The sequence below is a fragment of the Streptomyces sp. SCSIO 75703 genome, from assembly GCF_036607905.1.
Lineage (GTDB): Bacteria > Actinomycetota > Actinomycetes > Streptomycetales > Streptomycetaceae > Streptomyces.
This window is the reverse complement of the sequence record NZ_CP144555.1, coordinates 6,359,359-6,381,268: the sequence shown is the minus strand read 5'-3', so window position 1 is coordinate 6,381,268 and position 21,910 is coordinate 6,359,359. Positions and strand designations below refer to the sequence as shown.

Here is a 21,910-nt window from a genome sequence, read left to right as displayed (position 1 = left end):
TCATCGGAGATTGGCCCGGACGAGCAGGTACACGAGGAACGGCCCGCCGATCGCGGCGGTGACCACGCCGACCGGCAGGGTGACGGGCAGCGCGGTGCGCGCGATCAGGTCGGAGCCGGTCAGCAGCACCGCGCCCACCAGGCCGGAGGCGGGCAGCGGTGGTGTCGGGCACCGCGCCAGCCGCATCGCCACCTGCGGCGCGACCAGCGCGACGAACGGCACCGGACCGGCGGCGCTCACCGCCACCCCGGCCAGCAGCACCGCGCAGAGCAGCAGCACCGCCCGGACGCGCGTGTGGCGGACGCCGAGCCCCGCGGCGACCTCGTCGCCCAGGTGCAGCGGCTTGAGCGGGAAGGCGGCGCAGACGACGACGGCCAGCAGCCCCAGGGCGCACCAGGCCGCGATGCCCACCTCGCCCCAGGACCGGTTGTCCAGCGAGCCGACGAGCCACGCCTGGGCGCGGGCCACGTCCCGGATGTCGGCGGTGACCAGCAGCCAGGTCGTGATCGCCTCGGTCACGGCGCTCACCGAGACCCCGATGAGGATGAGCCGGAAGCCGTCGACGCCGCGACGCCAGGCCAGGAAGTACACCAGCAGTCCGGTGCCGAGCCCGCCGGCGAGGGCCGCCGCGGAGACGCCCAGGGCGCCGTTGACCGCCGCGGCCGTCCCGCCGGAGACCGTCACGAGGAAGACCGCGACCATGCCGGCGCCGCCGGTGATCCCGAGGACGTCCGGACTGGCCAGCGGGTTGCGGGCGAGGGACTGGGTGAGGGCGCCGGAGACGCCCAGGGCGCAGCCCACGACGAGTCCGGCCAGGGCGCGCGGCATCCGCAGGTCCATGATGACGAACTCGTCGACCCGCTCTCCGGCGCCGAACACCGTGGCGACGACGCGGGGCAGTGCGATGGGGAAGTCCCCCGCGCCGATGGAGAGGCAGAAGACCAGGAAGGCCGCCCCCGCGAGCAGCAGCGTGACCAGGACGGGCCAGGGCCGCCAGACGAAGGACACCGTCCCGAGCCGTACGCCGGAGGGCGTCACCGAGCGCTTCACGTCCGTCGCGTTCATGCCTTCCCGAGCTTTCCGCGCCACACGAGCACCGCGAAGAAGGGGGCGCCCAGCAGGGCGACGACCACACCCGCGTCCAGTTCGCCCGGCCGTACCACGAGCCGCCCGGCGATGTCGCAGACCAGCAGGACGGCGGCGCCGAGCAGCCCCGCGTACGGCACCAGCCAGCGGTAGTCCGGGCCGGTCAGGTACCGGGCCACGTGGGCCACCATCAGGCCGAGGAAGGCGATCGGGCCGCAGGCGGCCGTGGCGGCGCCGGCCAGCACGGTGACGGCGACGACGCCGGCGGTCCGGCTCCGGGCGATGTCGACGCCGAGCGCGCGGGCCACGTCGTCGCCGAGGTTGAGGAGGTTGACGGAGGGCAGCACGGCCAGGGCGACCACCAGGGCCGGCGCGACACAGACCGCGACCGGCCCGATCACGTCGAAGCCGGTGCCGGCGACCGAGCCGGCGTTCCAGAACCGCAGCGCGTTCAGCGCCGTCTGGTCGAAGAGCGCGATGGCCGTGGTCATCGCGGCGAGGAAGACCGCGATGCCCTGTCCGGCCAGCACCAGGGTCAGCGGGTTCCCGGCTCCCCGCCCGATGCTGGCCAGCCCGAAGACCACCGCCCCGGCGGCGCCCGCGCCGAGGAAGGCGAACCAGACGTACTGCAGGGGGTCGGTGAGCCCGAACAGGGTGATCGCCGACACGACGGCGAACGAGGCGCCGGAGTTGACGCCGAGCAGGCCGGTGTCGGCGACCGGGTTGCGCGTGTACCCCTGGATCAGCGCCCCGGCGACCCCGAGGGCGGTGCCGGCCACGACCGCGAGGGCCGTGCGGGGGACGCGGACGGTCCGCACGATGAGCCTGATCTCGGTCAGGCGCCGGTCCGGGTCGGGCGGCGCGAACAGCCCGTCCCACACCTCGCCGGGGCCGAGCGCGCGGGCGCCGACGGCGAGCGACGCCGTGACCGCGGCCAGCAGGACCAGCACGAGCGTCACCAGTCCCACGACCCGGCGGCGCCGGACCGCGGCGGCGGGAGGTGCCGGACGCTCCACCCCAGTCGTGCTCATCTCGTCGTACGTCATCCCTTCGCTCCGCCGGGGCGGCGGAGGGTGGCGGACGGGTGCGGGCGGAGTGAACCGCCCGGTGGCGGGGGGCCGTTGCACGGTGCGCGCCTAGCGGCCGGGAACGGTGTGGCCGCCGACGGCGCCGGCCTCGTCGGCGGCTTCCTTGAGCGTGCGGTCCAGCAGCGAGTCGAGGATGTCGCCGACGCGGATCGCGGTGTTGGAGAGCAGGGACGAGGTGATCCCGTGGGTGTGCTCGGTGCCGCCCTGGAGGTAGATGCCGCAGCGCAGTTCGGGGTCGGTGGTGACCCGGTAGTCGCGTTCGACGCGGACGCGGCCCTCGGCGTCGCGCAGGCAGTGGGCGGCGAGCGGGCCGAGCAGCGGGAGGGGGTCGGCGGGTTCGTATCCGGTGGCGAAGACGACGGCGTCGGCGTCCAGCGGGGTCTCCTCGCCGGTGGCGAGGGAGGTCACGGTGGTGTGGACGGTGTCCGGGGTCTCGGTGACGCGGGTGAGCCGGGAGACGTTGAGGAAGCGCAGGCGCGGGGTGCCGAGGACCTTCTCCTGGTAGCTCTGCCGGTAGAGCTGGTCGATGAGGTCGATGTCCACCACGGAGTAGTTGGTGTTGGCGTGGTAGTCCATCAGCCGGCGTTTGACCGGCTCGGGCGCGGAGTAGTACGTGTCGACGGCCTCGGGGTCGAAGATGCGGTTGGCGAAGCCGCTGTCGTCGGCGGGGCTGTAGCCGTAGCGGGAGAACACCGCGCAGACCTCGGCGCCGGGGAAGCGGCGGTGCAGGTAGGCGACGTTCTCGGCGGCGCTCTGGCCGGCGCCCACGACGATGAACCGGCCGGTCCCGGCGGGGTCCAGCGTCTCGGCCCTGGTGAGCAGTTCGCAGGTGTGCCAGACCCGGTCGCCGCGGTCGACGCCCTCGGGCATCCGCGGGCGCATCCCGGTGCCGAGGACCAGGTTGCGGGTGCGGTGGACGGCGAGGCCCCGGGCGGAGCGGACGGTCACGTCCAGGTACCGCACGGCGCCGTCGTCGGTGACCGGGGTGACGCCGACGACCTCGTGCCCGTAGGAGACCAGGTCGTCGACCTGGCCCGCGGCCCATTCGAGGTAGTCGTGGAACTCCGCGCGCAGCGGGAAGAGGTTCTTGTGGTTGATGAAGTCGATCAGGCGGCCGCGGCTCTTGAGGTAGCACAGGAAGCTGAAGCGGCTGGCGGGGTTCCGCAGCGTCACCAGGTCCTTGAGGAAGGACACCTGCATGGTGGCGTCGTCGATGAGCATGCCGCGGTGCCAGCCGAATCGGGGCTGCCGCTCGAAGAAGTGGGCGGTGAGGCTCTCCCGTTCTCCGGCGCGTGCCCGGTGCTCGCTGAGCGCGAGCGCCATGGCCACGTTGGACGGGCCGAAACCGACCCCTATGAGGTCGTGGACCGTTGGTACGTCGCCGGGTAGGGCCTGTGCCATGTCACTCCCATCGTGCGGTGTGATCCGCCGTGCGCGGCGGGCGTGCTTCGGCCGGTGCGGGGTGGGGCATGCCGAGGAACCACCGACTGGACTTAGGTAAGGCTAAGCTCATATTGCGCGCGCTGTCGACAGGCAAAACGGACGCCCCGGGAGCTGAGTGTCCGTCACCACAAGTGTGCGGAAGCCGCGTTGACACCAGGCCGGGGGCGCATCGGGTGTCGCCGTCGCATGCCGAAGGGGCGGTGCAGGCGTCACCGCGACGCCTGCACCGCCTCTGACAGCCGCCCCCGGCGGCCCTTCGCCCCTCCCCCTCGTCTGCCCTCGTCTCCTTCCCCCGCCCTCGTCGGCCTCGCCCCCTCGCGGGCCTCGCCGGCCCCGTTCGGCGCGGTCCCCGGCCGGCCGTCCCCACGGCCGGGGACCGCGGTCTCACCCGGCGTCCGCCCGCCGCCGGCCCCGCACCCGGTAGGCGTAGGCGGCCAGCACCACGGCGAGGCTGAGGAAGCTCATGCCCACCTGGGCCCGCGTCTCCGGCATGACGACCATCACGATCAGCACCCCGGCCATCCACGCGATGGTCACGTACGACAGGTACGGGAAGCCCCACATCTTCAGCTTGATCGGCTCGCTGCCCTCGCGCTCCACCCGCTTGCGCTGCCGGATCTGCGCCGTGACCAGGACGATGTAGTAGATGAGCTGGATCGCGCCGGAGGAGTTGATGAGGAAGAGGAACACCTCCTCGGGGAAGAAGTAGTTGGCGACCACCGCGAGGTACCCCATCGACGTGCCCGCGAGGATCGCCCGGACCGGGACGCCGCGCTGGTTGACCTTGGCCAGGAAGGCGGGCGCCTCCCGCTGCTCGGCCAGTGTCAGCAGCATCCGCGAGGTGATGTACAGGCAGGAGTTGAGCGAGCTGAGCACCGCGGTCAACACGACCACCTGCATCATCTGCCCCGTGTAGGGGATGCCCGCGGTGTCCAGGGCGACCGCGAAGGGACTCTTGATGATCTTCCCGGAGAAGGAGAAGTCCCACGGCACGACGCAGACGATGAGCAGCACCGAGAGCACGTAGAAGGTGAAGACCCGGTACATCACCTGCTTCGTCGCCTTGGCCGCGTACTCGGCCGGCTTCTCCGACTCGGCGGCGGCGATGGTGGCGATCTCCGCGCCGCCCATGGAGAACAGCACCGTCACACTGCCGACCACGGCGGCCATGATGCCGAGCGGGAAGAAGCCGCCCGCGTCGAACAGGTGGTTCAGCCCGGGGCTCGGCCGGCCGGTGCCGCCGAGCAGGAAGACCACCGCCACGCAGGCGAAGAAGATGATGGCCACGATCTTGACGGAGGCGAGCCAGAACTCCGACTCCCCGTACGCTTTGACCGAGAGCAGGTTGATCGCGGTCATCACCAGCATCAGGCCCAGACAGAGCGCCCAGGTGGGCACCGTGGGCAGGTAGTTGGCCAGGATGCCGGCGCCCGCCACCGCCTCGATGGCGGCGACGACCACCCAGAAGTACCAGTAGAGCCAGCCGATGGTGAACCCGGCCCAGTCGCCGAGTCCGTGCCGGGCGAAGTTGGCCACCGAGCCGGCCGCCGGCCGCAGCACCGCCATCTCGCCGATGGCCCGCATCACGAAGATCATCAGGACACCGCTGGCCGCGTAGCTCAGCACCGCGGCCGGGCCGGTCCTGTTGATCACCGCACCGGAGCCGACGAAGAGTCCGGCGCCGATGATGCCACCCAGCGCGATCATCGTCAGATGGCGGTTCTTCAGGGATTTCTTCAGTTGTCCGCCGGGCGCGGGAGCCTGCCGGGACTCGGGTTCAACGGTCGAAGCGGGTCGATCACTGGTCGTTGCCATGGTGGACCTCGTTCTTCTGCGAAGAGGACGAAGAAGGGGGATAAGTGGGAGCCGTCCCGGGGGGCGCCCCGGTCGGGGGCGCCTCGCGTCGCGCGGACCACGGCTCAGGCGCACCACGCGTCGGCGGCTGCCGCGTAGATCTCGACGATCTCCAGGTACTTGCTCGTCTCGACCCATTCGTTCGCCCAGCTGTAGGGGGGCGTGCCCGGACCGATGTTGACGGCGTCGATACCGGCCTGCTTCAGGGGGACCATGTCGGTCCAGAACTGGATGCCGCGGAAGGCGGGCTCGCCGCCGGCGGTGCGCACCGCGTCGGCCACCGTGCGGGCGATGGGCGCGTCGGTGCCGATCTCGTAGGGCAGCCGGGGCCCGCTCAGCCAGTGCGGGCTGAACTCGACCGTCGCCTTGATGCGGGGATCGTCGGCGCTCAACTTGTCGATCATGGCGATGACCTGGCGCCGGACCTCGTAGGGGTCCTGGGAGGGCAGCAGCCTGAGGTCCAGGGAGATGGTGCAGCGGTCGGGGACCTGGTTGTGCTTGGTGCCGCCGCGGATGGTGCCGATGTTGAGGATCGGGCCGCCCGGCAGCTCCGGGTGCGGCTCGTAGGGCAGGGTGCCCTCCAGCTCGCGCAGGGCCGCGAGGATCGGCTCCATCGTCTCGATCGCGTTGAGCCCGAGGTGCTTGCCCGCGGTGTGGGCCTGCCTGCCGTGGGTGGTGATCTCCAGGTAGGCCGCGCCCCGGTGGACCGCGCCGATGGTGTTGTCGGTCGGCTCGCCGCAGATCGCCGCGTCGGCGGTGAAGCCGGCGTCCAGCAGGGACCGGGTGCCGACCCCGCCCTCGAAGTGGCAGGACACGCCCTGGAAGACGAGGTCGCCGCGGGGCCGGGTACCGGATTCCAGCACCCGGCGCATGACGGCGAGGGAGGCCGTGGTGGCGGCCTTCATGTCGGCGATGCCGGCGCCGTACACGCGGCCGTCGGCGACGAAGGGGGCGAAGGGGTCGGTGTCCCAGTCGTCGGAGACCTCGTAGATGTCCAGGTGGCCGTTGAGGATGAGGGACCTGCCGCCGCCGGTGCCCCTGATGCGGGCGCCCACGCTGGGCCGGCCGGGCATGGACTCCACGAGGCCGACCTCGTCCGCGCCCCATTCGCGGAGCCGGTCGGCGAGGAACTCGGCGAGTTCCCGCTCCCGGCCCCAGGTGGAATCGATGGCAAGGGTCTGCATCAGAAGGTCGAGATCGCGCTGCGACATGGACTCGCTTCTCCGTCCGGGCTGAGGTGGTGGGCTGGAGTGCAGGTCATTCAGCCAGGAAACACGGAGTTAGAACAAACAGAATTATTCGAAGTCACCCATGGAAGGAATCGATGGCTGCGCCGAGGGTGCGGGCGCACTGCTCGGCGAAGGCGACGGCCCGCCGGCTGGGCGTGAGATCGGCCAGCCGCACCAGTCCCACGGGGAGCCCGGGACGGCGCGGCGCGAGCGGCAGGGTGACCAGTTCCAGCCCGTCGTAGCTGATCGGGATGGTGGGGCGCTGGGTCAGTACGGCGTAGCCGAGGCCGTGGGCGACCAGGGAGCGGACCATCTCGAAGTTGGTCGACCGGTAGCGCACGTCCGGCGTCAGGCCCGCCTCCTTGAAGAGGGACAGGAAGTAGGTGGCGCCCGGCGGCAGGTCGAAGAGGATCATCGGCTCGGCGGCCAGGTCGGCGACGCCGACGGCGTCCCGCTCCGCCAGCGGATGGTGCCGCGCGAGCAGGACGTACGGTTCGGCGGCGTACAGGGCGGTCATCCGCAGGTCCTTGGCCAGCCGCAACTCGTCCGCCTCGTACATCAGGGCGAGATCGCAGCCGACGCCCCGCAGTTGGCTCACGAGGTACTGGCCCGAGCCCTCGATGAAGCCGAGGTCCACGTCCGGGTACCGGGCGACGAAGTCGGCGATCACCCGGGGCAGCAGCACGGCGGCCAGGGTGCTGTAGCAGCCCACGACGAGGCTGCCGGAGAGGGCGGACTGCACCTCCCTCGCGGAGTCGCGCAGTTCGTCCACGCCGGAGAGCAGCCGCCGGGCGTCGGCCAGCGCCTGGCGCCCCGGGGTGGTCAGTTTCAGGCCACGGGCGTGCCGCAGGAAGAGCTGCACGCCGAGGTTGTCCTCCAGTTCGGACAGGGCCGTGGAGACCGCGGACTGGGTCAGGTGCACCTTCGCGGCGGCGGCGGTGACGCTGCCGGTCTCGGCGGCGGCGACGAAGTACTCGAGCTGTCTGAAACTGATCTCGTTCATGCCCACAGGGCGTTTCCCCTCTCGTCCGGCACTCGGCACGGACCTCGTCCGGCATGCGTGGCGGGTCCCGTCCCGGCACGCGCGGCGACTCGTGGCGGGCCCCGTCCCGGCACGCGCGGCATTCGCGGACGGCCCGCCTCCCCCGCGTCCGGGTCGGGCCCACCACGTTCACGGCGAAGCGCGGGCCGGCGCGCGTTCCCGCCCGCGTCCCGGCCCGGCCGCTTCCCGCCCGGTGAAGGTATAAGCGAAATCGAAGGCTGTCCACAGAAACTTCTGTTGGTCCTATGGCTGCGCCCGCTCACATACTTCTCGGCAAGTCAGCACGGCACTTCCCCGAAGGAGTCGACGTCGTGACCATTCCCGAGGCAGACGTGCGGAGCACCACCGCCCCGCCGGTCCCCAAGGACCGGTTCCGGGCGGCCATGGGAGCCGCGGCCACCGGTGTCACCGTGGTCGCCACCGGCGGCCCGCTGGGCCGGTTCGCGCAGACCGTCAGCGCGATGTGCTCCGTATCCGAGGAACCCCCGACCCTCCTGGTCTGCGTCAACCGGCGCAGCCCGCTGAACGAGGCGATCCGGGCACACGGCACGTTCGCGGTCAGCGTGCTCGGCAGACAGCACGACCACGTCGCGGACACCTTCGCGGGCCGCCCCTGGCCCGGCAAGGAACGCTGGGACTTCACCTGCGGCGAGTGGACGCACGCCCCCTCCGGGGCGCCGCGGCTCGCGGACGCCGTCGCGTCCTTCGACTGCGCCGTGGACACCCGGCTCACCGTCGGGACCCATCACATCTACGTCGGGCTCATCCACGAGGTGACCGCGGACGGCGGCACGCCGCTGGTCTACAGCGACCGCCGCTACGCGCGCCCCGAGGCGGTCGCGCCCTCGACGTTCCCCGCCTTCCCCGGGGCCGGACCGGCCCACCGAGACCAGCAGAGGATGCCACGATGATCCGTACAGGCGACGAGTACCGCGAGTCCATCCGGGACGGCCGGCAGGTCTGGGTGGACGGGGAGAAGGTCGACGACGTCACCCGGCACCCCATGTTCAAGCCGATCGTCGACGTCCGCGCCCGCATCCACGACCTGGCCCACGAGGAGGCCACCCGGGAGCGGATGACCTACCGGGACGAGGAGACCGGCGAGCTCAACGCGATCGCCAACCGGCTGCCCCGCACCCGCGAGGACTGGCAGGACAAGCGGACCGCGGTCGACCTGGTGCAGCGCGCCGCGGGCGGGGTCGCCACCCGCGTCGGCGACGAGACCATCGGCGAGATGTGGTCCCTCTACGACGGCCAGGACGTGCTCAACGAGGTCGACCCGCGCTTCTCCGAGAACATCCGCCGGCACCTGGCGAAGGCCATCACCGCGGACCCCTTCCACGTCTCGGCCAACACCGACCCCAAGGGCGACCGGTCCAAGGCGCCCAAGGACCAGGACCCGGACATGCTCCTGCACGTGGTGCGGGAGACCGACAACGGCATCGTGGTCCGCGGCGCCAAGTACGAGACGGCGGCGGCCTACGCCAACCAGGCGTTCACCAAGCCGACCATCGCCAACTGGGGCAACGACACGATGTCCGACTACGCGGTCGGCTTCGTGCTGGACATGGGCTCCCCGGGCCTGAGGTTCGTCTGCCGCAACGGCTTCGCCGGCCGCGCCCCGGCGAGCGACTACCCGCTGGCCAACCGGGTCGACGAGGTCGAGTCCCTGGTCATCTTCGACGACGTCGAGATCCCCTGGGAGGACGTCCTCTTCTACCAGCACACCCGCGCCGCCTCCTTCATCCGCGCCACCCTCCACCGTTACAGCGCCTTCCCCTTCGTGCAGCGCACCCTGCACCTGGCCGACCTGATGATCGGCTCGGCGCTGTGGAACGTGAAGCAGACCGGGCTGGAGAAGCAGCCTGCCGTGCAGGAGAAGCTGGCCCAGCTCGCCTGCTACCGCGAGACGGTCAACGCCCACCTGACCGCCGCCATCGCCATGGCCGAGCCGAGCCCCGGCGGGCTGCTGATGCCCAACCAGTCACTGCTCTACACCGGCCGCGTGGTGGCGCTCTCCCAGCTCCCGACGATGATGCACACCGCCCGCGAGCTGTGCGGCGGCCAGATCTGCATCACCCCGGACGCGGCGACGTTCGCGGACCCGGAGGTCGCGCCGTGGCTGGAGAAGTACTACACGGTCAACGAGAACTGGGTCGCCGAGGACCGGCGCCGGCTGCTCGCCTTCGCCCGCGACCTGCTCAACAGCGACTACGCCGGGCACCGGCTGACCTTCCAGCTCTTCGCCCAGTCCCCGCCCTTCGCCCAGCTCGGCGCGGTGTACCGCACCTTCGACTTCGACGGGCCGCTGGACCTGGTCAAGGCGGCGGCGGACCTGTCCGACAAGGTCGACGGCTCGCGCTGACCGGCGCCCGGCACCCCGCACAGTGAGGATCAACAATGACGTTTTCCCTGATCGCCCGAGACGCGGCGACCGGCGCCTTCGGAGTCGTGGTCACCTCGTCGAGCCCCGCGGTCGCCGCGCGGTGCGCGCACGTCCGTAGCGGCGTCGGCGTCGCCGCCTCGCAGAACGTCACCCTGCCGGCGCTCGGCCCGCGACTGCTCGGGCTGCTCGCCGAGGGCGTGGACGCGGCCCGCGCGCTCGCCGCCGTCACCGCCTCCGAGGAGCACATCCGCTACCGCCAGCTCGCGGTGGTGGACGCGCGCGGCCGGACCGCTGCCTTCTCCGGCGAGGGCACGCTCGGCACCCACCGCACCGTCGAGGGCGACGGCGTGGTCGCCGCCGGCAACCTGCTGTCCGACCCGGGCGTCGTCGACGCCATGCTCGCCGCCTACGAGCGGTCCGCCGGCGCCGAGTTCGAGGAACGGCTGCTGGCCGGGCTCCTCGCCGGCCGGGACGCCGGCGGCGAGGAGGGGCCGGAGCACTCGGCGGGCCTCGTCGTCGTGGACGAGGTGAGCTGGCCCGTCACCGACCTGCGCGTCGACTGGGCCGACGACGACCCGATGGGCGAGCTGGAGCGGTTGTGGCTGCGGTGGTCCAAGGAGAAGCGGGACTACCTCTCGCGGGCGGTGAACCCGGCCGCGGCACCGAGCTACGGCGTGCCGGGCGACCTGTGAGCACGCTCAAGGACCGGGCGGCGGCGCGGCTGCCCGGCCTCTCCCCCCTCCTGCTCGGTCTCTCCCACCGGCTGCACGCCCACCCGGAGACGGCCTGGGAGGAGCACCGCGCGGCCCGCTGGACCGGCGAGGCGCTGGAAGGGCTCGGCTTCACCGTCGAGCCCGGGTACTGCGCGCTGCCGACCGCGTTCCGGGCCCGTGTCGTCAACGGCCCGCTCAACGTGGCGATCTGCGCCGAGTACGACGCGCTGCCGGGCCTCGGCCACGCCTGCGGCCACAACATCATCGCCGCGGCGGCGGTGGGCGCGGCCGGGCTGCTCGCCCCCCTCGCCGACGAGGCGGGGCTGACCGTCACGGTGCTCGGCACCCCGGCCGAGGAGGGCGGCGGCGGCAAGATCCTGCTGCTGGACCGGGGCGCCTTCGACGACGTGCACGCCGCCATGATGATCCACCCCGGCCCGCTGGACGTGGCCCGCGCCGAGCCGTTCGCCGTGGCCCACAACAAGATCCGCTACCACGGCCGGGCCACCCACGCGGCGGCCTACCCCGAGCGGGGGCGCAACGCCGCCGACGCCTTCACCGTCGCGCAGACGGCGATCGGGCTGCTGCGCCAGCACCTGGACGCCGGGACCCGGGTGCACGGCATCGTCACCCGGGGCGGCGAGGCGCCCAACGCGGTCCCGGAACTGACCGAGGGCCGCTGGTACGTCCGGGCCGGGAACCTGGACGAGCTCACGGAACTGGAGACCAGGGTGAACCGATGCTTCGAGGCCGGGGCGCTCGCCACCGGCTGCCGGCTGGAGATCGAGCCGGAGAGCCCGCCCTACGCCGACTTCGTCACCGACGAGGACCTGCTCGCGCTCTACCTCGGCAACGCCACCGCGCTGGGCCGAGAGTTCCCCGAGCCGAGCGAGGCGTCCCGGATGAACCGCGCCTCCACGGACATGGGCAACGTCTCGCACCGGGTGCCCGCCATCCACCCCTACCTGGGCATCGACTCGCTGCCCGCGGTCAACCACCAGAAGGAGTTCGCCGCGCACTGCGCCGGACCGGCCGCCGACCGGGCGGTCCTGGACGGGGCCCTCGCCATGGCCTGGACCTGCCTGGACCTCGCCGCCCGCGACGACCTGCGCACCCGGCTGCTGGGCGGCGGTGAGGCGGCGTGAGCGGGGACGTCACGACGGTGCGCACCGAACGCGACCTGATCGGCTCGCTGCCGATACCGGCGGACGCGTACTGGGGCGTCCACACCGCCCGCGCGCTGGAGAACTTCCCGGTCTCCGGCACCCCGGTCTCCCGGCACCCGCACCTGGTGGCCGCGCTCGCGGCGGTGAAGCAGGCGGCGGCGCTCGCCAACCGGGACCTCGGTCTGCTCGACGGGGAGCGGGCGGGGGCGATCGCCGACGCCTGCGAGGAGATCCGCCAGGGCAAGCTGCACGAGGAGTTCGTGGTCGACCTGGTGCAGGGCGGCGCGGGCACCTCGACCAACATGAACGCCAACGAGGTGATCGCCAACCGGGCGCTGGAGATCCTCGGACGGCCGCGCGGCGACTACGGCCACCTCGATCCGCACGCCCACGTGAACCTGGGCCAGAGCACCAACGACGCCTATCCGACGGCGCTGCGGGTGGGCCTCGGGGACGCCGCGGACGGCCTGTCGGCCGCGCTGTCCCTGCTGGAGGACGCCTTCCGGGGCAAGGCGGCGGAGTTCGCCGGGTTCCTGAAGACGGGCCGCACCCAGTTGCAGGACGCGGTGCCGATGACGCTCGGCCAGGAGTTCGGCGCGTTCGCGGCGATGCAGGCCGAGGACCGGGAGAGGCTGCGGGAGGCGCAGGCGCTGCTGCTGGAGGTGAACCTCGGCGGCACCGCGATCGGCACCGGTCTCAACGCCCATCCCGACTACGCCCGGCTCGCCACCCGGCACCTGGCCGTGCTGACCGGCCGGCCGCTGGTGCCGGCGGCGGACCTGGTGGCGGCCACCCAGGACGTGGGGGCGCTGGTGCAGCTCTCCGGCGTGCTCAAGGGGATCGCGGTCAGGCTGTCCAAGACCGCCAGTGATCTGCGTCTGCTCTCCTCGGGCCCGCGGTCGGGACTGGGCGAGATCGCCCTGCCCGCCGTGCAGGCCGGGTCGAGCATCATGCCGGGCAAGGTCAACCCGGTGATGGCGGAGATGGTGAACCAGGTCGCCTTCTCCGTGGTCGGCAACGACGTCACGGTGTCGCTGGCCGCCGAGGGGGGCCAGCTCCAGTTGAACGCCTTCGAACCGGTCATCGCCCGCTGCCTCTTCCAGGGGCTGGCGGAGCTGACGGCGGCCTGCACGCTGCTGGCCACTCGGTGCGTGCACGGCATTTCCGCCGACCGGGAGCGGCTGCGGGCCGGCGTGGAGCGGTCGGTGGGGCTGGTCACCGCGCTCGTGCCGCACCTGGGGTACCACCGGTCGACGGAGGTCGCGCAGGCGGCCCTGCGCAACGGGACGGGGGTGGTCGAGGAGATCCGGGTGCGGGGGCTGATGGACGACGCGTCCCTGCTCGATCTGCTCGGCGACCCGGCCCGGCTGGTGGGCCCCGGCGCCTGACCCGCCCGGCAGCCGGGGTCACGGCGCCCGTGCGGGGGCGCCACGGAGGGCGGGTCCGCCGAGGACCCGCCCTCCGCCCGTGTCCGTGTCCGTGTCCGTGTCAGGCGACGGGTCCGTAGAGCCAGTTGCCGGCCGCGCCGGCGTCCGGACTGACGTAGAACTCCCGGACGGCGGTGAGGAGTTCGTCGACGGTGAGGCTGCCACTGCCGTCGGTGTCGAGCCGCTGGAAGGCGGCGGCCCGGTCCTCGGGCGCGGTGCGGAAGACCTCCTGCCAGGCCCGGAACTCCCCCTCGTCCACCTCGCCGTCGCCGTCGGTGTCGAGCAGGGTCACGACCGCCTCGGCCAGTGGCCGGAAGGAGGTCTCGAAGCCGTCGGGCGAGGTGACGAACGCGCCGGTCATGCACGCCCGGTACTCCTCGCGGGAGAGTACGCCGTCGCCGTTCTCGTCGGCGACGGCCACGAGGGCGTCCCAGAAGCGCGCCATGCCGTCCATCAGGGCGGTGCCCTTCGGGGAGGTGACGGGCTCGCCGAACCGGGAGAGCAGGTGGGCGCCGAGGGTGAGCAGGTCCTCGCGGTCGATCACGCCGTTGTCGTCGGTGTCGAAGTGGCGGAAGCAGAGGTCGATCTTGTGGTGCAGCAGGTCGGTTCCGGACAGCGTGGTCATGGTCGTTGCCTCTCTGGTGGGCGTCGTGGTGAGGAAGGGGGCCGGGCCGCCGACACCCGGCCTACGGGTGCCGGGCCGGCCCGGCGGTGGCGAGGTGGTCGAAGTGGTCCGGACGGCCGGTGCCGATGCTGATGCCCTGGAGCCGGGTGGTCCGCAGGAAGGGCACGTTGGCCTCGCCGAACACCCCGCCGGACAGTCCGGTGCCACCGATGACGGGCAGGACGGGGAGCGTCCCGATGTGACTGTCGTTGACCTTGAGGACTCCCCCGTTGGTGACCTCGTCCGTGAACCGGTCGACGACGTACGGGTCGCGCGCCCACAGGGAGTTGCGCAGCCCGTAGCGGTTGGCGTTGACGAAGGCGAGGACGGTGTCCAGCAGGGCCCGGTCCGCGTCCGGCGGGCCGGCGGTGTCCCCGACGGGGGTGTCCGGTGCGCCGGAGGTGTCCGTGGCGGGGGTGTGCGGTGCGCCGGCCGGGGCGTCGTCCGGGACGATCACGCACATCAGCGGGAAGAAGGTCTCCTCGGCGACGGCCCGCATCCGTGCCGCCGCGTCCAGGCCGCGTACGCGCAGCAGCACCGGCCGGACGAACGGCCCCCGGGGCGAGGGGGCGCCGTGCACGTCGACCGGTTCGCCGCCGCAGAGCAGTTCGGCCCCGTGGGAGAGGGCGTCGTCGAGGACGTCCTGGCACTGGGAGCGCTTGACCACGGGGGTGAGCACGACGTCCGGGTCCTCGGGCGGGCCCACCCGCAGCGCCGCGACCCGCTCGCGGAGCAGGTCCGTGAACGCGTCGGCCACCGCCGGGTGGACGACGGCGAACTTGGGCGCGAGGCAGAGCTGTCCCGAGCCGTGGTAGCGCTCCAGCGCGGCGTCGACCGCGCCGGTGAGGACGGCGTCCCGCCAGACCACCAGGGCGTCGTTGCCGGCCATCTCCATGACGGGCTTCTTGCCGTGTTCCAGGCAGGAGCGGGTGAGTTCGGCGCCCTCGCGGGAGCCGCCGAAGAAGAACACGTCGTCGCAGTCGGGCGAGGCGAGCCAGGCGCGCAGCACGGGCCGGGCCGGTGCGCAGAGCACGCTGAGGGTGCCGGGCGGCGCCCCGTGTTCCGCGAGCAGCGGGGCGACCACGGTGTGGAAGACGTGGACCGTGCCGAGCGGCACAGAGGGCGGGGCGTTGACGACGAGCGCGTTGCCCGCGGCCAGGGTGGGGACGCCCGCGAGGGCGGTGAGCAGGGGCGCGTTGCGCGCGGGGTCGAGGCAGACCACGCCGTCGGGTTTGCGGACGAGGCGTATCCGGCGGCCGGCCTGCTCGCCCTCCCAGCGCAGGAGCGAGCGGGCGTGGTCGAGGGTGTCGGGGTGGGTGAGGTCGAGGGCGGCCGACAGGGCCCACTCGGCGACGCGTAAGGGGTGCCCCTCGGCGACGAGGATGCCGGTGAAGTCGTCCGCCCGTTCGCGCAGCCGCCGGTGGACGGCGTGGACGAAGCCGAGGCGTCGCTCCAGCGGGACCCGGGCCCAGGCGGGCTGGGCCGCGCGGGCGGCGGCGAGGGCGGCGGTGACCTGCTCGGGCGTGGAGCGGGCCACCTTGCCGGCCAGGCGGGGATCGGTCGCGTCCCCGGGGGCGGCGCGGCCGTGGTCGAGGCGGGCCTTGAGCGCGAGCACGTCGTAGGTGTCGTGGAGCATGGCGCTGCCGCGGGGCCAGTGGACCCAGCCCTGACCGGGCACGGGAACACCCCCCAGCAGAACGGGATAGGTCGGCGGCGGTGCGCCGGCGGGACGGGTCACGGCAGGATTCTTCGTCCGGTACGACCGATTCACCCGTCCGCACCCGCTGAATCGCTGGAAAGGGGTAAATAATCGGGCTCCCGGTTCATCGAGTTGACGCGGGCGGGGCCCCGTTCGGGCGCACGGCGGGACGCCCGGCCCACCGGGTACGGCGTACCGGGGGGACGCCGCGTGGCGGGGACCCGGTCGGCCGGCGCCCGGAGCACGGGACGGCGCCGCCCGCACCCCGGCCCCGGCCCCGGCCCCGGCCCCGGCCCGCCGATAATGCGGTGCGTCCGCGCGGCGCGGAGGCGAGGCTGGTGCCGTGGACCAGATACGGGAGATCCTGCGGCTGACCGACGGTGTGCTGGGGCGGGACGTCATCGGCACCTACCTCCACGGGTCGGCGGTGCTCGGCGGGCTCAGGCCCGCCAGCGACCTGGACGTCCTGGTCGTGTCCCGGCGGCGGACGGACGAGGAGCGCCGGCGGGCGCTGCTGCGCGGCCTGCTCGGCATCTCCGGCCTCGACGGCGGGCTGCGTCCGGTCGAACTGACGGTCGTCGTCCAGCACGAGGTCCGTCCCTGGCGCTATCCGCCGACGGGCGACTTCCTGTACGGGGAGTGGCTGCGCGCCACGTACGAGGCGGGCGAGGTGCCCCGGCCGGGTCCGATGCCGGACCTGGCGCTGGTGCTCGCCGTGGCCCTGGCCGGCGACCGGGCCCTGACCGGGCCGCCCCCGGCACGGGTCCTCGATCCGGTCCCGCGGGGCGATCTGGTCCGGGCGAGCCTCGCCGGCCTCCCGGACCTGCTCGACGAGGTGGACGGCGACACCCGCAACGTCGTGCTGACCCTCGCCCGCGTCTGGTCGACGCTGGCCACCGGCCGGATCAGGCCGAAGGACGCCGCCGCCGACTGGGCCCTGCCCCGCCTCGCGCCCGAGCACCGCCCGGTCCTGGAGCACGCCCGGCGCCTGTACCTCGGCAGCCACTACGCCGAGGAGACCTGGACCGACGCCCTGCGCGCCCGCGTCCGCCCCCACGTGCGCCACGTCCTCGCGGAGATCGACCGGGCGGCGGGGCGCCCCGCGGGTCCCGAGGACGCGCCCCGCCCGTGACCGGCGCCTCCGGAGCGGGCGCCGTCGCGCGAGTCCCGCCGGTCCGGCGGGACCGGCGGGACCGTCTCAGTGCGGGGGGTGGGCGGCGGGCGTGTCGAGGACCTGGAACACGCGCACCGGCTCGGTCCCCGCGATCTCCCACGAGTGGGGCAGTTCCCCCGGGTAGGACATGGTGTCGCCGACGCCGAGCGACACCGGGTCGTGACCGCTGAGGGTCACGACCAGGCTGCCCTGCGCCACGTAGATCACCTCGTAGCCGCTGTGGCTGAAGTCGCCGGTGAGGTCGTCGCCGGGCGAGGCGACGAACTCCGACATCGACAGGGGGCCCTGGCGCAGGACAGCCCGGAAGTGGACGTCGCCGGTCGTGTCGCTGACCGGGTAGACGTCGGCGGCCTCGCCTGCCCGGACCACGACGATCTCGTCCTCCTGCACGGAGGGGCGCAGCAGGCCGGCCGGGGTCATCCCGAGTTGTTCCGCGAGCGCGAAGAGGGTGGTGAGGCTCGGTGACGCCTTGCCGGTCTCGATCTCGCTGAGGTAGGACTGCGAGATCCCGGCACGCTTCCCGAGTTGCACCATCGTGATACCCCGCTGGATGCGCAGCGACCTGATCGTCCTCCCGACCGCGGACGGATCGTTGTGGTCCATGCGTTCAGACCTCAGCCCTTCCGGCCCGCCGCCAAGGCCGCGAGCACCTCGATGTAGCACCGCCCTGCCACAGCCGCGCCGTGGTACTGGTGATCGTAGGCGGGCCCCAGGCAGGAGAAGTCGAACCCGGCCAGCTCGCGCCCGTCACCGAGCACGGTGCGCAGGGAACGCAGCATCTCACGGGCGGTCAGCCCGCCCACCTCCGGGTACTTCTGGGCCGGCAGCGCCGCCGGGTCGAACACGTCGACGTCGATGGAGACGTAGAGCGCGTCGCAGCCGCTCAGGGCCCGTTCCCGCGCCTCGACGCTCACGTCCTCGACGCCCCGTCGCTCGATGTCGTCGATGGTCAGCACCGTGGTGCCCAGTTCGGCCGCCGCGGCGTGCCAGAAGTGGGAGTTGCGCACCCCCCGGATGCCGAGGTGGACGAGGTTGGCCGGTTCGAGGGCGCCCAGTTCCATCGCCCGCGCCCACTGCGAGCCCGCCCAGTACCTCGGGTACCACGACAGGTCGTAGTGCGCGTCGTAGGTGACCACCCCGAGCTTCTTGCCGGTCGCCGCGAAGATGCCGGCGATGGTCGGCAGCGACACGCTGTGGTCACCGCCGAAGATCAGCGGTACGGCCCCGGCCCGGGTGATCTCGCCGATGTGCCCGGGAAGCCACTCCAGGATCTCCTCGGGGCTCTGCTCCCCGATCGGGGCGTCACCGAGATCGCCCGCCCTCAGGTGGTCGCCCACCACGAGGCCGCGCTCCGGCAGCAGCCAGTTCGAGTGGTCGATCGAGTAGAACAGGGACGCCTTCCGGATCGCCGTGGGCGCCTCGTACGCGCCCGGACGCGAGTAGACGTCGTGGCCCGGCGCGGGAGCCGTGCCCTGCGGGTAGAAGTTGCGCGGGTCCTTCACCACGAAGCCCTCGAACGGTATGCCGTAGAAGACGGCATCGTAGTCCCGCAGCCCGTCGAGGCGGACCCGGTCGACCTCGGCGAAGGTCGGCACTCCCGGCCGCAGCAGGGCCTCGGCCCGCCGCTCGACCCGCTTCCCGGACCGCTCCGCGATGACCGTGGCGCGGTCGAACATGGCTTCGATCTGATCGTTTCGCACTGGTTCCTTCACTCCTTCTTCGGCGTGCCTCAACGGCCCGAAATGGCGTCCGCGACCCGGGCGAGCCGCGAGGTGTCCGGCCGGTGGCGTTCGTTGTGGTCCGCGCGCCGGTACAGGGCGTAGAGGGCCTGGACCCCGATCCAGCGCAGCGGTTCCGGTTCCCAGCTGCGCACCGCGCGGCCCACGCAGGGCAGCGAGGTGAGGTCGCTGTCGCGCCGCAGCACGAGGTCGCGCAGGGCCCGGCCCGCGAGGTTGGCCATCGCCAGGCCGTGTCCGGCGTAGCCGCCGGCGATCCCGATGCCGCTTCGGTGGTCCAGCCGGACCGTGGCGCACCAGTCGCGCGCCACCCCCAGCGCCCCGCACCAGGCGTGGGCGACCGCGGAGCCGCGCACGTCGGGGAACATCGCGGTCAGGCTGGACCAGAGGGCGTCGACGTCCCCGGGCCGGGCGGTGGCGTCGACGTCGGTGCGGGAGCCGAACCGGTACGGGTTGCCGCGTCCGCCGATCGCGATCCGGCCGTCGGCGGTGCGCTGCGCGTACAGGAAGGCGTGACCCTGGGTGCCCAGCAGTTCGAAGCCGTCCCAGCCGATGCGCTGCCAGGTCCGCTCGGACAGCGGTTCCGTGGCGATCATGACGCTGTTCATCGGCAGCCACTGCCGCCGCGCTCCGGGCAGGCCCGCGGTGAACCCCTCGGTGGCGCGCAGCACGTAGTCGGCGCTCACCACACCGTGCGGGGTGCGCGCCGTGCGCGGTTCGACGGCGAGCACGGGCGTCCGCTCGTGGATGCGCACCCCGAGGCGCTCCACCGCGTCCGCCAGTCCGGTCACCAGTGCGAACGGGTGGATGCGGGCGCCGTGCGGACTGAACGCCATCGCCCGGACGCCGGACACGGTGATCCTCGACCGGATCTCGTCCTCGGTGAGCAGGCGGAAGTCCTCTTCGGAGTACCCCCACGAGCGTTTGTAGTCGACCGTCTTCGCCAGCCTGCCGCGCTGGCTCTCCGTCAGCGCCGTGTAGAGGAGCCCGTTGCGGGTGATGCCGGCGTCGATTCCTTCGGCCGCCGCGACGTCGATCACCTCGTCGATGCTGTCGACGACCGCCCGTTGCATGCGGATCACGGCGTCGCGGGAGGACTCGGCGGCGTACCGCTCCCGCGAGCCGCCCAGTTCGCCGGAGAGCCAGCCGCCGTTGCGGCCGGAGGCGCCGAAGCCGACGTGGCGGGCCTCCAGGACGGCGATGCGCAGGTCGGGGCGGGCCTTCTTGAGGTAGTAGGCCGTCCACAGGCCGGTGTAGCCGGCGCCGACGATGGCCACGTCGACTTGGAGGTCACCCTCCAGCGGCGGTCGGGCGGGCAGGTCCCCGGCGGTGTTGCGCCAGAACGAGACCTGCCCGTTCCGGAAGTCGGCACTCAGTGGCGCGCCCATGATGGTTCCTTGTCTGCGGCAGGCGAACACGGATGAGAGGAGAGGGAGAGGGGGAAGGAGAGGGAAGTGAGAGGAGGGGAGAGCGGAAGTCGGCGCATCAGGCCGTGGCCGTGGGTTCCCGATCGTCCGCCCGGTCGAGTTCGTCGAGGACGTGCGCGGGCGGGGGCGCCGTGAGGAGGCTGCCGGCGATCAGGGCGGTCAACGAGATGCAGAACGCGATGAGCAGGGAGTAGGGCTCGCCCGGCCAGGGCACGGAGACCCCCAGCTCGCGCAGGGCGAAGTCGAGGATCACGAACCCGCTGCCGGACAGGGCGCTCCAGGACGCGCCGTACCCGTTGGCGCGCCTCCAGTAGAACGCGGCGACGATCGGGACGAGCATGCCGGCGAAGGCGATGGAGAACGCGAGGTAGAGCGCGCCGAGGATGAAGTCGAAGACGGTGGCGAAGAGCAGGGCCACCAGGCCGACGAGGACCGTGGAGACGCGGCCGACGGCGACGGTGCGGGAGGGGGAGGCCCGGTCCCCGGTCACGCGCAGGTAGATGTCCTTGGTCACGTTCAGCGCGCAGGAGTTGATGGTGGTGGTGAGCGTGGACAGGATCGCCGCCGTCACGGCCAGGAAGAGGAAGGCCGAGACCCACGGTGAGTACATGGTCTTCGCCGTCCACGAGACGAGTGATTCGGCGGGCAGGGCGTCGTGGCCCTCGCGCGGCAGCCACACGGTCGCGGCGAGGCCGGCGACCACGGGGAACAGGTAGAGCGGGATGAAGATCACCAGGGCGAAGAGCCCGCCGCGCACGGCATGGCCCGCGTCCTTGGCGCTGGCGAACCGCTGGAGGATGTCCTGCTGGGGCACGAGCGCGAGGCCGAAGGCCGCGACGTAGGCCATCGCGATGCCGGGGGTGATGGACGGGGAGAACAGGTCGAGGTGTCCGGGGCTCTCCGCGGCCAGGGTGTCGACGATGCCGGACCAGCCGCCCGCCCACCGCACCCCGCTCACCGCGAGGACGCCGACGCCGATGGCGAGGATGACGCACATGATGCCGTCGGTGATGACGACGCCGAGGAAGCCGGACGCGCCGGCCAGCACCAGGCCCACGAGCAGGGTGGCGCCCATCGCGGGCAGCAGGGGCAGGCCGGTGAAGCCGTTGATGAAGATGCCGAGGGCGAGGAGCTGCGAGGTGGTGAATCCGACGTAGAAGAAGATGGTGACGATGGTGAAGACGGTGCGGGTGCCTTCGCCGTAGCGCAGGGCGACGATGTCCGGGACGGACGCGACGCCTCTGAGTCTTCGGACTTTCCGTGCGAAGAACACGGTGGCCACGAAGGCGCCGATCCACGACGGCACGGCCAGGATCCAGATCGCGCTCACGCCGTAGCTCATCGAGTTGCCGGCCACGACGAGCATGGACGTACCGCCGAAGAGACCTGCCGCGATGGTGGGCCCGATCCCCCACCAGGGCATGCGACGCCCCGCCAGGTAGAAGTCCTCGCCGGATTTCACGTAGCGGCGTGAGAAGAGGCTCGCTGCCGCGAGGAGCAGCGCGAAGGCGCTTACAACGATGACGAGAGCCATGGAGCATCCCTTCGGAAGGGCTGGGGAAAGACGCTGGGGGCGTGGCCCTGCTTCCCGCGGTCGGCGACCGCGGTGCGGCGAACCTCGAAACTCGTCGCGTATCGCTCAGGGCGATATCGGTGACGGCGATATTAGGAGGCGGTGAATCCGCCTGTCAACGATGCGGCGCACGGCGGGTGAGGGCGACCGCCGCCGTGCGCGGCGCCCCGGAAGGCGGTGGAGCGCGGGGATTGCGCCTGCCC

Annotated in this window: 18 protein-coding genes; 6 read left to right on the top strand and 12 right to left on the bottom strand. The window is 72.6% G+C overall.

Annotated features, from left to right (window positions below):
* The 6 genes from VM636_RS28090 to VM636_RS28065 form a co-directional block, all read right to left on the bottom strand.
* The gene (locus VM636_RS28090) at nt 1-1,065 is read right to left on the bottom strand and encodes an iron ABC transporter permease (RefSeq protein ID WP_338485952.1); all 1,065 of its coding nucleotides are present in this window, start codon (nt 1,063-1,065) and stop codon (nt 1-3) included.
* Nucleotides 1,062-2,117 carry an iron ABC transporter permease gene (locus VM636_RS28085; protein ID WP_338486473.1) on the bottom strand — a complete coding sequence of 352 codons (1,056 nt, stop codon included), beginning with the start codon at nt 2,115-2,117 and terminating at the stop codon, nt 1,062-1,064. Before VM636_RS28085 ends, VM636_RS28090 begins: the two co-directional genes overlap by 4 nt.
* Nucleotides 2,118-2,222: 105 nt before the next feature.
* Nucleotides 2,223-3,575, bottom strand: coding sequence for a lysine N(6)-hydroxylase/L-ornithine N(5)-oxygenase family protein (locus VM636_RS28080; RefSeq protein WP_078855792.1), 1,353 nt, complete (start codon nt 3,573-3,575; stop codon nt 2,223-2,225).
* A gap of 426 nt (nt 3,576-4,001) precedes the next feature.
* Nucleotides 4,002-5,432 (bottom strand): amino acid permease, encoded by a 1,431-nt coding sequence (locus VM636_RS28075; protein ID WP_078855791.1) that lies wholly within the window; start codon nt 5,430-5,432, stop codon nt 4,002-4,004.
* A gap of 104 nt (nt 5,433-5,536) precedes the next feature.
* Nucleotides 5,537-6,682 (bottom strand): M20/M25/M40 family metallo-hydrolase, encoded by a 1,146-nt coding sequence (locus VM636_RS28070; RefSeq protein ID WP_030419156.1) that lies wholly within the window; start codon nt 6,680-6,682, stop codon nt 5,537-5,539.
* Between the two features lie 94 nt (nt 6,683-6,776).
* Entirely contained in the window at nt 6,777-7,703 is a 927-nt protein-coding gene (locus tag VM636_RS28065) for a LysR family transcriptional regulator (RefSeq protein ID WP_159042103.1), read from the bottom strand.
* Between the two features lie 350 nt (nt 7,704-8,053).
* Here VM636_RS28065 and VM636_RS28060 point away from each other — a divergent pair, with 350 nt between their 5' ends.
* Genes VM636_RS28060 through VM636_RS28040 form a run of 5 tightly spaced genes read left to right on the top strand, consistent with a single transcriptional unit; the run spans nt 8,054 to nt 13,395 of the window.
* Nucleotides 8,054-8,653: a flavin reductase family protein gene (locus VM636_RS28060; protein ID WP_030419154.1), complete on the top strand. Its 600-nt coding sequence runs from the start codon at nt 8,054-8,056 to the stop codon at nt 8,651-8,653.
* Entirely contained in the window at nt 8,650-10,107 is a 1,458-nt protein-coding gene (locus VM636_RS28055) for a 4-hydroxyphenylacetate 3-hydroxylase family protein (protein ID WP_030419153.1), read from the top strand. Before VM636_RS28060 ends, VM636_RS28055 begins: the two co-directional genes overlap by 4 nt.
* A 35-nt stretch (nt 10,108-10,142) precedes the next feature.
* On the top strand, nt 10,143-10,820 hold the full coding sequence (locus tag VM636_RS28050) for a DUF1028 domain-containing protein (RefSeq protein ID WP_030419152.1): 678 nt from the start codon (nt 10,143-10,145) through the stop codon (nt 10,818-10,820).
* A complete protein-coding gene (locus VM636_RS28045) occupies nt 10,817-11,986 on the top strand; it encodes a M20 family metallopeptidase (RefSeq protein WP_338485951.1) in 1,170 nt (389 codons plus the stop codon). The genes VM636_RS28050 and VM636_RS28045 overlap by 4 nt, the downstream gene beginning before the upstream one ends.
* Nucleotides 11,983-13,395: an aspartate ammonia-lyase gene (locus tag VM636_RS28040; RefSeq protein WP_030419150.1), complete on the top strand. Its 1,413-nt coding sequence runs from the start codon at nt 11,983-11,985 to the stop codon at nt 13,393-13,395. The genes VM636_RS28045 and VM636_RS28040 overlap by 4 nt, the downstream gene beginning before the upstream one ends.
* A 100-nt stretch (nt 13,396-13,495) precedes the next feature.
* On the opposite strand, the gene VM636_RS28035 is transcribed toward VM636_RS28040, so the two are convergent.
* The gene (locus VM636_RS28035; RefSeq protein WP_030419149.1) at nt 13,496-14,059 is read right to left on the bottom strand and encodes an EF-hand domain-containing protein; all 564 of its coding nucleotides are present in this window, start codon (nt 14,057-14,059) and stop codon (nt 13,496-13,498) included.
* Nucleotides 14,060-14,120: 61 nt separating this feature from the next.
* Nucleotides 14,121-15,836 carry an aldehyde dehydrogenase family protein gene (locus tag VM636_RS28030; RefSeq protein ID WP_234340383.1) on the bottom strand — a complete coding sequence of 572 codons (1,716 nt, stop codon included), beginning with the start codon at nt 15,834-15,836 and terminating at the stop codon, nt 14,121-14,123.
* Between the two features lie 304 nt (nt 15,837-16,140).
* On the opposite strand from VM636_RS28030, the gene VM636_RS28025 reads away from it, so the two are divergent.
* Entirely contained in the window at nt 16,141-16,929 is a 789-nt protein-coding gene (locus tag VM636_RS28025; RefSeq protein ID WP_053913119.1) for an aminoglycoside adenylyltransferase family protein, read from the top strand.
* A gap of 66 nt (nt 16,930-16,995) precedes the next feature.
* On the opposite strand, the gene VM636_RS28020 is transcribed toward VM636_RS28025, so the two are convergent.
* From VM636_RS28020 to VM636_RS28005, 4 genes are all read right to left on the bottom strand, one after another.
* Nucleotides 16,996-17,574: a helix-turn-helix transcriptional regulator gene (locus VM636_RS28020; RefSeq protein WP_053913120.1), complete on the bottom strand. Its 579-nt coding sequence runs from the start codon at nt 17,572-17,574 to the stop codon at nt 16,996-16,998.
* An 11-nt stretch (nt 17,575-17,585) separates the two neighbouring features.
* Nucleotides 17,586-18,671, bottom strand: coding sequence for an arginase family protein (locus VM636_RS28015; protein ID WP_158786388.1), 1,086 nt, complete (start codon nt 18,669-18,671; stop codon nt 17,586-17,588).
* 29 nt (nt 18,672-18,700) lie between these two features.
* Nucleotides 18,701-20,095 carry an FAD-dependent oxidoreductase gene (locus VM636_RS28010; RefSeq protein ID WP_030419144.1) on the bottom strand — a complete coding sequence of 465 codons (1,395 nt, stop codon included), beginning with the start codon at nt 20,093-20,095 and terminating at the stop codon, nt 18,701-18,703.
* A gap of 97 nt (nt 20,096-20,192) precedes the next feature.
* Entirely contained in the window at nt 20,193-21,668 is a 1,476-nt protein-coding gene (locus tag VM636_RS28005; protein WP_030419143.1) for a sodium:solute symporter family protein, read from the bottom strand.
* Nucleotides 21,669-21,910 lie beyond the last annotated feature (242 nt).